Genomic DNA, 12,215 nt, shown 5'->3' with positions numbered 1-12,215 from the left:
CCCGCTACGAGCCCTGTTCGCCGGCCGCCAGCCGCGTGGCCGTCTCGCGGATCAGGGCGATCATGTTGGGCAGGCCCTGGGTGCGGTTGGAGGAGAGCTGGCGCTTGAGATCGAAGGGCGCCAGCGCGCCCTCGATGTCGGCTGTCGCCACCTCGGCGGGCATGCGATCCTGCACGGCGAGCAGCACCAGCGCGATGATGCCCTTGGTGATCGCGGCATTGCTGTCCGCCAGGAAATGCAGCGCGCCGTCCTCGCGCCGGGTGGGGTAGACCCACACGGCGGCAGAGCAGCCGCGCACCAGCGTCGCGTCGGTCTTCAGCGCGTCCGGCATGGGCTCGAGCGCGCGGCCGAGGTCGATCAGCAGGCGATAGCGCTCGTCGCCTTCGAGGAGTTCGTAATCTTCCAGGATCTGCCGGAACGTGGGACTGGTCATGCGCTCCATATAGGCGCCGCGCGCGGCGAGGCCAGCGGGAAGTGGCGCGCGCCCGGCCACAGCCTGTCCACGAACGCCGTTCCTTTCTCGCCGCAACCGTCTACAAGGGTAGGATTAACGACTGGGACGGAGAGGGCATGGCTGCCGACGGGGGTATGAAGAAGACGGACAGCGAAGCGCGGGCCACCATCAGCGATTTCGACGACTGGGCGTGCTTCTACAATGATTTCTATCCCGTGGGCGAGCGGCTCGACCGGGAGTATCGCCTGTCGCGCCTGCTGGTGATGGCCGGCCGCTCGTGGGTCACGCATATCGACAACCGGCTGCGCGCCGAGACGGGGCAGAGCCGGGCGCGCTGGCAGGCGCTGTTCACCATCGCTTTCGGCCCCCAGCCGGTGACGCTGACCGATCTTGGCCAGCGGCTGCTCGTGCAGTGGCCCACCCTCGTCCGCGTGGTGGAAGGTCTGGCGGCAGACGGCCTCATCGAGCGACGGGACAATCCGCGCGACGGCCGCTCCAAGCTGGTGACGCTCACGCCGGCGGGCCTTGCCGTGGTCCACAAGATCCAGCCGATCCTCGACAGCGAGCGGCGCGCCATGCTGGCCGATCTTTCCGACCGGGAGCTTGAGCAATGCGCGCAAACGCTCCGGCAGATCTTCGCGCGAGTGGCGCGCACCTGAACCGCCCGCCGCCGCCCGGTCACCCCGCCGCCGGACTGCCCGCACATCCCCCATGGCGTTTCCCGCAGCCTGCTGGCATTCAGGGCGCCATGCCGACCATCGCGCTCCTGCTCGTCTCGAACATTTTCATGACCTTCGCCTGGTACTGGCATCTCAAGGGCGGCATGACGCGCCCGCTGCTGCTGGTCATCCTGATGAGCTGGGGCATTGCCCTGTTCGAATATTGCTTCGCCGTGCCGGCCAATCGCCTCGGCTATGCCAGCGGCTGGAGCGCCGGGCAGCTCAAGGTCGTGCAGGAAGTCATTGCGCTCGGCATCTTCGGCATCTTCATGGTCACCTACCTCGGCGAGCCGGTGAACTGGCGGCATGCCGGCGCCTTCCTGTGCCTGATGGGCGCGGTGGCCTTCCTGTTCTGGGGCCGGAACTGAGATGCTGAGCGTTCGTCGCGCCGGGCCGCACCCGGCACCTTCTCAGGGCGCGTCGGGGAACAACTCGACATGCGTCTCTGCAGTCCGGCCATAATAAAGCGCGCGCCGGCCGGAGAAGGACACCAGATAGCCGGCGCATCCCGCGTCCCGCACTGTCCTGCAGAAGCCGGCATAAGTGTAGCCGGGCGCCAGGGCCTGCGCCTGCGCGATGGCGGCGCGGATCGCGGGCGCATCGAAAGCGGCGGCCACGGGCGGCCCCTCGTCCCGGATCGGCAGCGTGAAACAGCGCCCGGCGGGCAGGTAATAGCTGGCGGTCCCGGCCCGATAGTCCACCGCATATCCCTCGAAGCCGGCATCGATGAGCGCGCCGACGATCTGGGGGAATGTCATGCTGTCGTCTTCCGCGCCGGCGAGGCAGCGGGCGGCGATGTCCTTCAGTTCGTCCTGCATGTCGTGCGGCTCCATGGGATGGTGGATCAGTTGACGGGGACGGCCGCGAGGCCCTCCCGATGGATGATGGCCCGCAGCGCCGTCTCGATCGCGGCGCGTTCCGGCGGGGCGAGGCTTCCGAAGAACCGCGCGTCGTTCTCGTCCGCGAGCCGCGCGAGCACCGGCACCAGTGCTTCGCCCGCCGGGGTGAGGGACAGGCTGTGCATCCGGCCGTCCCGCGCATCCGCCGTGCGTTGCACGAAGGCCTTGGCGACGAGCCGGTCGGCGAGCTTGCTGATCGCGCCGCGCGTGAGGCCGAGCGTTTCGGCAAGGCGGCTCGGAGGCATCGGTGCCTCCCCATAGAGCGCCCGCAGCATCACCCATTCCGCCACCGTGACGCCCTGCGTTTCCAGCGCCAGCGCGAAGCTGTGCGAGACATGGTTGGAGACCGATCGCAGCAGATAGCCCAGATGCGCCTCGAGATCGGATATGCCGTGAGCCATGACCTTCCCTTTTGTTGACGAGGCAACGCGGACAAATTCGCGACCTTCGAAGAAGCCGGAAGCCGGCATTTCAGCCATTTCCCTTTGTCATCCCGGGCTTGCCCCGGGATCCCGCTACCTTGAGGATCGCCCGCTCCAGCCGGCTTGGAAAACCGGAAGAAGCGGGATCCCGGGGCAAGTCCGGGATGACATCCTGAATAACGCGACAGGGCACGCCGCCATGGCCTGGCAGTTTGTCCACGCCGGCCAGAAAACTAGCCAACTATAGTTTCCTAGTCAACAATCTCGCAGCCATGGACCGGGGGCCGGTTCAGCCAGAAACCCTGAATGTTGATCGCCGCGCGCTTAGAAGCCGTAGACCAGCGTGGCGCGCGTGATGGTGTCGGTCGCCACCGAGCCGGGCGGCGGATTGGTCTCGTGCCGCACGGCATAGGAGAAGCGGCCGGACAGCGAGCCGTTGAGCTTCGCCGTGAAGGCGGCGGTATTGCTGTAGGTGCTGTTGTCCGCGCCCCAGATCGCCTGGGCATTGTCGCTGATCTCGATGCGCGATGTGAGGCGCCAGACCAGATCGGTGCCGGCCAGCCCCTCAAGTTCATTGGTCGCCGGGTCGTCCAGCCAGTGCGTGCCGCGCCAGGCGGGGCCGCCCTTGATATCGATCTTCAGGTCATCGGTCTCCACCGCGCGGTAGCCGAAGCCGCCGGACACGGTGGTGCGATCGGAAAAACCCTGGAAGCGGTCCTTCTCGTACATGGCGAGGCCGAACAGGTAGAAGCTGTCGCGCAGCTGGAAATTGGGCTCGTAGCTGGCCATCCACTGGTTGCGGGTGGTCGCGCCGTCATTGCGTTGATAGTCCGTGGTTGCCCGCACCCTGTGGCGCCACTTGATGCCGGTCTTGGTCAATGTAAGGCCAGCGCTCAGGCCGGCGCTCCGGGTATTGCCGGTGGTCGTGGAGCCGCCCAGTTCGCCATTGCCGTGCCAATCCTCGAACGTGCCGGCTTCACGCTTGTGCGCCAGCTCCGCCCGCTTGACGGCCTGGCGATGGCTGGCGACCATCGCGTCTATTTCTTTCGCATCCGTCGGATTTGCGACCTTCGCGACCTTGGCGACGCTGGCGATATCGCTCTCGTTGCCGCTCGCAATGGCCGCATCCAGCATGGCCCGGACCGGCGCCGGCAGTTCGGCCCTCGCGGGGACGCCCACGGATGCCAGCAGGACGATCAACGTGATCGCCCGCACGGGTAACGTCATGAACATCCTCCTTTCCGCTGATGGGTCCTTATCCGATCGCGCAACGCTCGGCCATAGTCCGGACACGAATCGTATACATTTATTCGCCTGACGCCGGACAGGCGCTCAGGCAAGCCCCGCGCGGCGCCGGGTCGTCGCGCCGATATGCGCATGGGTGATCGCGACCGCCAGCGCATCGGCCGCATCCGCGCCGCTGATGACGGCCCCCGGCAGCAGCCGGGCGACCATGGCATGCACCTGATCCTTGCTGGCGCTGCCCACGCCGACAAGCGATTTCTTGACGAGCCGCGCGGCATATTCGCTGACCGGAAGGCCCGCCCGCGCCGGCGCGAGCAGCACCACGCCGCGCGCCTGCCCCAGCTTGAGCGTGGATTGCGGATTGCTGTTGACGAACACTTCCTCCACCGCCGCCTCATCGGGCGCGTTGGCGGCGATCAGCGCGGCAAGCGCGGCATCGAGCGCGACGAGGCGGCTCGGCAGCGGCAAGGCGGCATCGGTGCGGATCTGGCCATTGCCGACATGCGAAAGCCGGTTCCCCTGCGCTCTCACCAGCCCCCAGCCGGTCGTCCCCAGCCCGGGATCGAGACCGAGGATCAGCATGTGGGCAAGCGATCGGAAGAGCCGCCCGCGCCTGCAAGGCCCGGCCGTGCATCGCCCGGAGCGGCGAGGACGATGGCCTCGCCTCGCGGGTCCATCAGCCCAGCTTCTCCATCACCTCGTCGGGCACTTCATAATTGCCCCACACGGTCTGCACGTCGTCGTCATCGTCGAGCATGTCGACGAGCTTGAGCAGCGTGCCGGCATTGGTCTCGTCCAGTTCCACCGTGGTCTGCGGGCGCCAGGCGAGCTTGGCGCTGTCGGCCGCGCCCAGCGTCTCTTCCAGCGCCTTGGAGACTTCGTGCAGGGCATCCATGGCAGTCCAGATGGCGTGGCCGTCCGCACTGGATTCGACGTCCTCGGCCCCGGCCTCGATGGCCGCTTCCAGCACCTTTTCCTCATCGCCCACGGCGGCGGGATATTCGATGAGCCCCATCCGGTCGAAACCGTGGCTCACCGCGCCGGACGCACCCAGATTGCCGCCATTCTTGGAGAAGGCCGTGCGCACATTGGTGGCGGTGCGATTGCGATTGTCGGTCAGTGCTTCCACGATGATGGCGACGCCGCCGGGACCATAGCCCTCGTAGCGCACTTCCTCGTAATTCTCGCCCTCCCCCTTGGTCGCCTTGTCGATGGCCCGCTGGATATTGTCCTTGGGCATGGACTGCGCCTTGGCGGCATTGACGGCGAGACGCAGGCGCGGATTCATGTCCGGGTCCGCCATGCCCATCTTCGCCGCGACAGTGATTTCGCGGGAGAGCTTGGAGAACATGGCCGAGCGCTTCTTGTCCTGCGCGCCCTTGCGATGCATGATGTTCTTGAATTTGCTATGGCCTGCCACGGCCGGCTCCTTCGACTTGATCCCAGAAAAAGATCGCGCCTCCTATCGCGGCAGGGGCGCGGAGGCAACGGGGCGGTGCCGATACCGAACAGTTCCGAAATCGGGCGGCTGCGCACGGAAGGGAAGCGCGGCCCGGACCAATGTCGCGCGTGCGGCCGGTATTCATCGACGCAAGACGGCGGAAAGCCTGCGGCATCGGACGATTTCAGCGCGCCAGTGCGCGGCGCGCGCGGCCGGCGGCCCGGCACGACATGGGATGCAGGGAGGCTGGCTTCATGACCAAGGGAGCGCTATCCCGCATTCCATGTCTTCCCGGAATCATCTCTATCTCGTCGATGGCTCGAGCTACATCTTCCGCGCCTATCACCAGCTTCCCCCGCTGACGAACCGCCACGGGCTGAACGTGGGCGCCGTTTATGGCTATACCACCATGCTCTGGAAGCTGGCCGATGCGCTGGACAAGGAGGAAGGGCCCACGCATCTCGCGGTCATCCTCGACAAGGGCTCGCACACCTTCCGCAATGATCTCTACGATCAGTACAAGGCGCACCGTCCGCCCGCGCCGGAGGATCTGGTGCCGCAGTTCCCGCTGATCCGGGAAGCGACCCGCGCCTTCTCGCTGCCCTGCATCGAGGAGGACGGCTTCGAGGCGGACGACATCATCGCCACCTATACCGTGCAGGCGCGCGCGCAGGGCTGGGACGTCACCATCGTCTCCTCGGACAAGGACCTTGCCCAGCTCATCCAGCCCGGCGTGGACATGCTCGACACGATGAAGAACGAGCGGCGCAGCGACAGCTATGTCATGGAGAAGTTCGGCGTGCCGCCGGAGAAGCTGCGCGACGTGCTCGCGCTGATGGGCGACAGCGTGGACAATGTGCCGGGCGTGCCGGGCGTGGGCGCCAAGACGGCCGCGAAGCTCATCCTCGAATATGGCGATCTCGACGCCGTGCTGGCCGCCGCGCCGGACATGAAGCCCTCCAAATTGCGGGAGCGGCTCATCGAGCATGCCGACCTCGCCCGCCTCTCGCGCGATCTGGTGACTCTGCATTGCGAAGTGCCGCTGCCGCAGACGCTCGACGAGCTGAAGCTGGACGGCATCCCGCCCGAGCCGCTGCGGCATTTCCTGGAGGATCAGGGCTTCAGCTCGCTGCTCTCGCGCATGGCGGTCCATGCACCGGGCCGCACGAAGGCCGATCCGGTGGCGGCGGCGGCCGCGCCGGCGGACCCCGGCACGCCCGATTTCGTGCCCCTGCCGCCCATCGATTGCGACAGCTACGAGACGGTGACGACTTTCGAGCGGCTCGACGCATGGATCACGCAGGCGCGCGAAAGCGGCATCATTGCCATCGATACCGAGACGGATTCGCTGGACAGCATCGCCGCCGGGCTCGTCGGCATCTGCCTCGCCACCGCGCCGGGCACGGCCTGCTACATCCCGCTTGCCCACAAGAGCAGCGACGACATGTTCGGCGAGACGCCGCCGCAATTGCCGATGGCGGGAGTCGTCGCGCGCCTCGCGCCCTTGCTCGTCGATCCGGCCGTGCTCAAGATCGGCCACAACATCAAATATGACATCAACGTGCTGGCCCGCCATGGCCTGCAGGTCAGCCCCATCGACGATACGATGGTGATGAGCTTCGATCTCGATGCCGGGCAGTCGCTCGCCGGGCACGGCATGGACGAGATCGCGCATGCCGTGCTGGAGCACAGCTGCATCAGCTACAAGGACGTGACCGGCACCGGCAAGAAGGCGATCAGCTTCGCGCAGGTGCCGCTCGACGCCGCGACGCGCTATGGCGGGGAAGATGCGGACGTCACCTGGCGGCTGTGGACGCGTTTCCGTCCGCGCCTGCATCAGGAAGGCGCCACGCGCATCTATGAGCTGGTCGACCGGCCGCTCATCCCGGTGGTGGCCGGCATGGAACGGGCCGGCGTGAAAGTGGACCGGGATCATCTCTCCCGCCTGTCCGGCCGCTTCGCGCAGGAAATGGCGCGGCTTGAAGAGGAGATCCATGCCGAGGCGGGCCAGGCCTTCGCCATCGGCTCCACCCAGCAGCTCGGCGCGATCCTGTTCGAGAAGATGGGCCTCAAGGGCGGCAAGAAGGGCAAGTCGGGCGCTTACTCGACCGACGTGACCGTGCTCGAGAAAATGAAGGCGGACGGCGTGAAGATCGCCGGGCTGGTGCTGGACTGGCGCCAGCTCGCCAAGCTCAAGTCGACTTACACCGATGCGCTGCAGGCGCAGATCAACCGCGAGACCGGCCGCGTCCACACCAGCTACTCGCTCACCGGCGCGCAGACCGGGCGGCTGAGCTCCACCGATCCCAATCTCCAGAACATCCCGATCCGCACCGAGATGGGCCGGCAGATCCGCGACGCCTTCGTCGCCGAGCCCGGCAATGTCATCCTCGCGGCGGACTACAGCCAGATCGAGCTGCGGCTGGCCGCGCACATGGCCGATGTCCCGCAATTGCGCGCCGCCTTCCAGCGCGGGGAGGACATTCACGCCGCGACAGCCCAGGAGCTGTTCGGCGAAGTGAACCGCGATACGCGCGGCCGCGCCAAGACGATCAACTTCGCCATTCTCTACGGCATCTCGCGCTGGGGCCTCGCGGCCCGGCTGGAGATCGACCCGGAGGAAGCGCAGGCCATGATCGCCCGCTATTTCGATCGTTTCCCCGGCATCTCCGTCTACATCAACGAGACGCTGGAGAAAGCGCGGGCAAGCGGCCACACCCTCACCCTGTTCGGTCGCAAGACATGGTTCCCGCAGATCCGGTCATCCATCCAGCATGTGCGGCAGGGCGCCGAGCGCGCGGCGATCAATGCGCCGATCCAGGGCACCAGCGCGGACATCATCAAGCGCGCCATGGCCCGCATGGGCCCGGCGCTGCGCGAGGCCGGGCTGGAGCGGGTGCGGATGCTGCTGCAGGTGCATGACGAGCTGGTGTTCGAGCTGCCGGAAAGCGATGTGGACGCGGCCACGCCCGTCATCCGCGAGGTCATGGCCGGCGCCGCCGCGCCGATGGTGACGCTGTCCGTGCCGCTGGGCGTGGAGATCGGCACCGGCGCGAGCTGGGGCGCGGCGCACTGAGGCGCCTCCCCAAAAAGGACCATTGCCGCTCGGGAGGTAAATAACTAGCCTCGCTGGCGGGTGAGGTCAGGATCGGGGTCGCATGCCCTTTCGTTTCAGGCCATCGGATGACACCGTGGAAGCCGGGTTTCGCCGCATCGCGTGCGAGACGCTGGATGGCGCGCTGGCGCTGGTCCGGGAGCGCGCGGCGCCGGACGAGGACCTGATCCATCAGGTCCGCCGCGCCTGCAAGGCGATGCGCGGGCTGCTGCGGCTCGTGCGGCCCGCTTTCCCGGCCTGGCGCACCGAGAATGCCGCCTTTCGCGATATCGGCGCGGCGCTTTCGGGCACGCGCGACAGGCGCGTTCTGGGCGAGACGATCGAGCTGCTGGCGCGCGACGCCGGGGACGACATATCCCCCGCCGCGCTGGCCGCCCTGCGCACAGCGCTGACCGGCGAGGCCGCACGCACGGCCGGCCGGACGGCGGCGCTGCTCGATGGCTGCGCGGCTCCCTTGCTCGCGGCCCGCGTCCGGGCGGAAAGCTGGTCGCTCACGGATCATGGGAAGGCGGCCCTGCTGCCCGGCCTGCGCCAGACCTATCGCAAGGCGCGGCGCGCCATGGCGACGCTGGCCGCGCTCGACGGCTCGCCTGCCGAATCGGCCGCCAGCCACGAGTGGCGCAAGCAGGTGAAATATCACTGGCAGCACATGCGCCTGCTGCGCAGCCTCGCGCCCGATCATGCCGGCGACCGGATCGCGCCGGCTGACCGTCTGGGTGATCTGCTCGGCGAGCGCCATGATCTCGACATGCTGCTGGACCGGATCGGCGCGCAGGCGCACGCCCTGCCGGACCCGGCCGCCGCCGCCCTGCTCTCCGCGCTGGCCCGCAAGCGCATCGCGCGCCTCATGCGCAAGGCGCGGCGTGTGGGCGAGGATCTGTTCGAGGACAAGCCCTCGGCCTTCATCCGCCACTGGCACTTCGAGGACAGCCCCGCCTGACCGGCCGCGCGGTGCGCGCGTGGCGGCCGGTCGACCCTGCCGCCCCGTCCCCTGGGGCTATGCCAGGCGCGCCAGTCCCGCCACGGTGAGCGCGAGGCCGAAGACGAGCGTGAGGATCACCCATGTCCGCTGCATGTGCGCCAGGTTGCGCAACCAGAAATGGAAATAGAGGTCCGAAAAAGCGAGCACCACCAGCGCCTCGACGATCATGATGCCGCCCAGCGTCTTCATGATGCAGGTGAGGATATCCGCCGGGATCCAGGGATTGGCGAGATAGATGGCGGCGCCGAGCATCAGCTCGACCAGCCCGCAGAGCAATTGCAGCGCCGGCGATTGCTCGATTTCCCTGACCATGGCCTGCCACAGCCCCGGCTTGCGCAGCGCGCCGATGGCGGCGGCGAGTGTAAAGGCACCGAGCAGCATCGCCGCCCAGGCCGTCGCGTCAATCATGTCGAATTCTGCCACGAACCTCTCCCCATGAGAGCCAGCCCCCGGGCAGCATGGGGCCAGCGCGTTGACCGGGGCATTGATGCGCTCCTCGGCCAGCAAACATTAGCGCGGCCGCACGGCCGGTCCAGCCGGAAAATTGGGGATGGGGAGAGAGGGAGTGGGGACAAACCGGGAGGTGGATGAGGGGGCCGCTTTTATTGGGCCTTTTGGGTCATCGGATGTCGGAAAGGTTGTGGGATGTCGACTGGCGGTTTCCGGTAGAAAAGGGACAAACCCGTCATTAGCGATCGTGCCGGTGACCGGCCGGTTGCGGTTAAGCGGACGTCCGCGTTCCACGGTAATCGCCCCCGGAACGAGCAACCCTGGCCGGTAGGCGAATGGCGGCTCGCCGGCCAAGAGGAACGGGAAGCCGCCACCGCGCAGCTACTCAATAATGGATTGGCATTCTGGCGTTCGGGAAGCGGCTACCTTGGAGAACGCAATTAACGCGTCTTCTGCCGCTTTGTATTGATGTTTATATTTGTTGCCGATCTCCTCAGCAATGCTAGGAGTAACCGGGCTCATTTCGAAAGGATTAGGCTGCGCTGCGATTAATGTGTTAGCTTCACTGAGAGAAATCGAGCGATTAGCGGCTCTACGAAACACCTCAGAGTTGTACGACAGATACCGTCGCACATCGGGATTTTTTGTCGCACCCATCATAAGCATCGCTTCGCCATATCCAGCAATCGCAGTCGCCCAGCAGAAATCTGCCTTAGATTTTGCGTTTTCTGCTACGGTGCGAAATTCGATCTTGAGCCCGCCATGAAGTAATTGAAGGACTACCCTCTGCTCATCATGTGGGAGTTCGGCCACCCATTGTGATTGGCAGCCCCAGCCAAGAGGCCTCTTTTCGCAATGCTCAGTCGCAACGGCTTGGGCCGCCAGAAAAATAGCCAACATCATCCTGGTTTTCCCCTCTAAACCATTCTCACCATAGGAGGGGCGAGGCAAAGCGTAAACGCTGACAACCGCTTTCAGCAAAGCTCCAGCTGGGCTGCGTGGCGCATTGGCAGCTGAATGACTGTAATCGGGCGGTGGAACCGCGCCGTACTACGGCGATCATGGGCGCATACCTGCTCTGCTACTTGGCGCTACGATGACCAGTTAAGGCGCGGGCTGACAATCATGGGCTCCGTCGGAACGGCGTTATTTGGGTCGCATCCACTCACGCCACTTTCCCCATCGCCCTAAACCAACAGCCGCCCCTCAAATTTGCCGCCCTGCCCAGCCACCCCCGCGCGCGGGGGTTTCAATGCAGCTGTGGCCCGCTATGGCACGGGCATGAGCGAGACTGCATCCATGACCCCGCCCCCGTTTCGCGTGCCGGCCGATCCGCAGGCGGCGCGGTTCGCCTTCAGCGTCCATGCCACGGACGGCAAGGCGCGCACCGGCGAGATCGTCATGAAGCGGGGTGTCATCCGCACGCCGGCCTTCATGCCCGTGGGCACGGCGGCGACCGTGAAGGCGATGCGCCCGGCCGAGGTGCGCGCCAGCGGGGCGGACATCATCCTGGGCAACACTTATCACCTCATGCTGCGCCCCGGCGCGGAGCGGGTGGCGAAGCTGGGCGGCCTGCACGCCCTTTCGGGCTGGGAGCGGCCGATCCTCACGGACAGCGGCGGCTATCAGGTGATGAGCCTCTCCGCCCTCACCAAGGTGACCGAGCAGGGCGTGGCCTTCGCCAGCCATATCGACGGCACGCGCCACATGCTGAGCCCCGAGCGATCGATGGAGATCCAGCGCCTGCTCGGCAGTGACATCGTGATGGCCTTCGACGAGCTGGTGCCGACGACAACCAGCCGCGACGCGCAGGCGCAGGCCATGGAGCGCTCCATGCGCTGGGCGGCCCGCTCGCGCGCAGGGTTCGACAGCGGCGGGGACCATGCCGCGCGGGCGGCGCTGTTCGGCATCCAGCAGGGCGCGCTCGACGTCGAGCTGCGGCGCCAGTCCGCGCAGGCGCTCGTGGACATCGGCTTCGATGGCTATGCGGTGGGCGGCCTCGCCGTGGGCGAGGGGCAGGAGGCGATGTTCGCCTGCCTCGATCATTGCGTGGATCATCTGCCGGCTGGGAAGCCGCGCTACCTGATGGGCGTCGGCAAGCCGGACGACATCGTGGGCGCGGTGGAACGCGGCATCGACATGTTCGATTGCGTGCTGCCGACCCGCTCGGGCCGCAACGGGCAGGCCTTCACCTGGAGCGGGCCGCTCAACATCCGCAACGCCCGCTTCGCCGAGGATCCCACGCCGCTCGACGCGCGCTGCACCTGCCCGGCCTGCGGCAGCGTCAGCCGCGCCTACCTCCACCATCTGGTGAAGGCCGGGGAGATGCTGGGCGCCATGCTGATGACCCAGCATAATCTCCATTTCTACCAGGCCCTGATGGCCGCCCTGCGCGACGCGATCGCGCACGGCGACCTCAAGGCCTTCGCGGACGGCTTCCGCCGGGATTATAGCTCGCGGCAGTTCTGAGAGGCCCCCGGCGGTGGCC

General features: G+C 66.8%; 13 protein-coding genes. 5 read left to right on the top strand and 8 right to left on the bottom strand.

Features of this window, described 5'->3' with window-relative positions; genetic code table 11:
* Nucleotides 1–4 precede the first annotated feature (4 nt).
* A complete protein-coding gene (locus HNP60_RS01700; RefSeq protein WP_184149416.1) occupies nucleotides 5–433 on the bottom strand; it encodes a SufE family protein in 429 nt (142 codons plus the stop codon).
* Between the two features lie 137 nt (nucleotides 434–570).
* On the opposite strand from HNP60_RS01700, the gene HNP60_RS01695 reads away from it, so the two are divergent.
* Both HNP60_RS01695 and HNP60_RS01690 read left to right on the top strand, forming a co-directional pair.
* On the top strand, nucleotides 571–1,113 hold the full coding sequence (locus HNP60_RS01695; RefSeq protein WP_184051342.1) for a MarR family winged helix-turn-helix transcriptional regulator: 543 nt from the start codon (nucleotides 571–573) through the stop codon (nucleotides 1,111–1,113).
* Between the two features lie 89 nt (nucleotides 1,114–1,202).
* A complete protein-coding gene (locus HNP60_RS01690; RefSeq protein ID WP_014074702.1) occupies nucleotides 1,203–1,541 on the top strand; it encodes a DMT family protein in 339 nt (112 codons plus the stop codon).
* Nucleotides 1,542–1,583: 42 nt separating this feature from the next.
* Here HNP60_RS01690 and HNP60_RS01685 read toward each other — a convergent pair whose 3' ends face one another.
* From HNP60_RS01685 to HNP60_RS01665, 5 genes are all read right to left on the bottom strand, one after another.
* Entirely contained in the window at nucleotides 1,584–1,991 is a 408-nt protein-coding gene (locus tag HNP60_RS01685) for a DUF1398 domain-containing protein (RefSeq protein ID WP_184149413.1), read from the bottom strand.
* 26 nt (nucleotides 1,992–2,017) lie between these two features.
* Nucleotides 2,018–2,473, bottom strand: a complete 456-nt coding sequence (locus HNP60_RS01680) for a MarR family winged helix-turn-helix transcriptional regulator (RefSeq protein ID WP_184149410.1) — start codon at nucleotides 2,471–2,473, stop codon at nucleotides 2,018–2,020.
* Nucleotides 2,474–2,818: 345 nt separating this feature from the next.
* Nucleotides 2,819–3,721 carry a DUF481 domain-containing protein gene (locus HNP60_RS01675; RefSeq protein WP_184149407.1) on the bottom strand — a complete coding sequence of 301 codons (903 nt, stop codon included), beginning with the start codon at nucleotides 3,719–3,721 and terminating at the stop codon, nucleotides 2,819–2,821.
* A gap of 105 nt (nucleotides 3,722–3,826) precedes the next feature.
* Nucleotides 3,827–4,321: a crossover junction endodeoxyribonuclease RuvC gene (gene ruvC / locus HNP60_RS01670; protein WP_184149403.1), complete on the bottom strand. Its 495-nt coding sequence runs from the start codon at nucleotides 4,319–4,321 to the stop codon at nucleotides 3,827–3,829.
* Nucleotides 4,322–4,415: 94 nt separating this feature from the next.
* Nucleotides 4,416–5,159, bottom strand: a complete 744-nt coding sequence (locus HNP60_RS01665) for a YebC/PmpR family DNA-binding transcriptional regulator (protein WP_184051351.1) — start codon at nucleotides 5,157–5,159, stop codon at nucleotides 4,416–4,418.
* 304 nt (nucleotides 5,160–5,463) lie between these two features.
* Between HNP60_RS01665 and polA the strand changes: the two genes are divergently transcribed.
* Both polA and HNP60_RS01655 read left to right on the top strand, forming a co-directional pair.
* Entirely contained in the window at nucleotides 5,464–8,256 is a 2,793-nt protein-coding gene (gene polA, locus HNP60_RS01660) for a DNA polymerase I (RefSeq protein ID WP_184149399.1), read from the top strand.
* A gap of 82 nt (nucleotides 8,257–8,338) precedes the next feature.
* Nucleotides 8,339–9,235, top strand: a complete 897-nt coding sequence (locus tag HNP60_RS01655) for a CHAD domain-containing protein (protein WP_184149396.1) — start codon at nucleotides 8,339–8,341, stop codon at nucleotides 9,233–9,235.
* A gap of 57 nt (nucleotides 9,236–9,292) precedes the next feature.
* Here HNP60_RS01655 and HNP60_RS01650 read toward each other — a convergent pair whose 3' ends face one another.
* The gene (locus HNP60_RS01650) at nucleotides 9,293–9,700 is read right to left on the bottom strand and encodes a hypothetical protein (RefSeq protein ID WP_184149393.1); all 408 of its coding nucleotides are present in this window, start codon (nucleotides 9,698–9,700) and stop codon (nucleotides 9,293–9,295) included.
* Nucleotides 9,701–10,108: 408 nt separating this feature from the next.
* On the bottom strand, nucleotides 10,109–10,630 hold the full coding sequence (locus HNP60_RS01645; RefSeq protein WP_184149392.1) for a hypothetical protein: 522 nt from the start codon (nucleotides 10,628–10,630) through the stop codon (nucleotides 10,109–10,111).
* Between the two features lie 396 nt (nucleotides 10,631–11,026).
* Between HNP60_RS01645 and tgt the strand changes: the two genes are divergently transcribed.
* Nucleotides 11,027–12,196 (top strand): tRNA guanosine(34) transglycosylase Tgt, encoded by a 1,170-nt coding sequence (gene tgt / locus HNP60_RS01640; RefSeq protein WP_184156809.1) that lies wholly within the window; start codon nucleotides 11,027–11,029, stop codon nucleotides 12,194–12,196.
* Nucleotides 12,197–12,215 lie beyond the last annotated feature (19 nt).

It is taken from the genome of Sphingobium lignivorans (assembly GCF_014203955.1).
Classification (GTDB): Bacteria; Pseudomonadota; Alphaproteobacteria; order Sphingomonadales; family Sphingomonadaceae; genus Sphingobium; species Sphingobium lignivorans.
This window is presented reverse-complemented; position numbering and strand designations above follow the sequence as displayed.

Coding starts and splice junctions, on each gene's coding strand:
- HNP60_RS01700 (WP_184149416.1), bottom strand. CDS start 433: ATGACCAGTCCCACGTTCCGGCAGATCCTGGAAGATTACGAACTCCTC.
- HNP60_RS01695 (WP_184051342.1), top strand. CDS start 571: ATGGCTGCCGACGGGGGTATGAAGAAGACGGACAGCGAAGCGCGGGCC.
- HNP60_RS01690 (WP_014074702.1), top strand. CDS start 1,203: ATGCCGACCATCGCGCTCCTGCTCGTCTCGAACATTTTCATGACCTTC.
- HNP60_RS01685 (WP_184149413.1), bottom strand. CDS start 1,991: ATGCAGGACGAACTGAAGGACATCGCCGCCCGCTGCCTCGCCGGCGCG.
- HNP60_RS01680 (WP_184149410.1), bottom strand. CDS start 2,473: ATGGCTCACGGCATATCCGATCTCGAGGCGCATCTGGGCTATCTGCTG.
- HNP60_RS01675 (WP_184149407.1), bottom strand. CDS start 3,721: ATGACGTTACCCGTGCGGGCGATCACGTTGATCGTCCTGCTGGCATCC.
- ruvC (WP_184149403.1), bottom strand. CDS start 4,321: ATGCTGATCCTCGGTCTCGATCCCGGGCTGGGGACGACCGGCTGGGGG.
- polA (WP_184149399.1), top strand. CDS start 5,464: ATGTCTTCCCGGAATCATCTCTATCTCGTCGATGGCTCGAGCTACATC.
- HNP60_RS01655 (WP_184149396.1), top strand. CDS start 8,339: ATGCCCTTTCGTTTCAGGCCATCGGATGACACCGTGGAAGCCGGGTTT.
- HNP60_RS01645 (WP_184149392.1), bottom strand. CDS start 10,630: ATGATGTTGGCTATTTTTCTGGCGGCCCAAGCCGTTGCGACTGAGCAT.
- tgt (WP_184156809.1), top strand. CDS start 11,027: ATGACCCCGCCCCCGTTTCGCGTGCCGGCCGATCCGCAGGCGGCGCGG.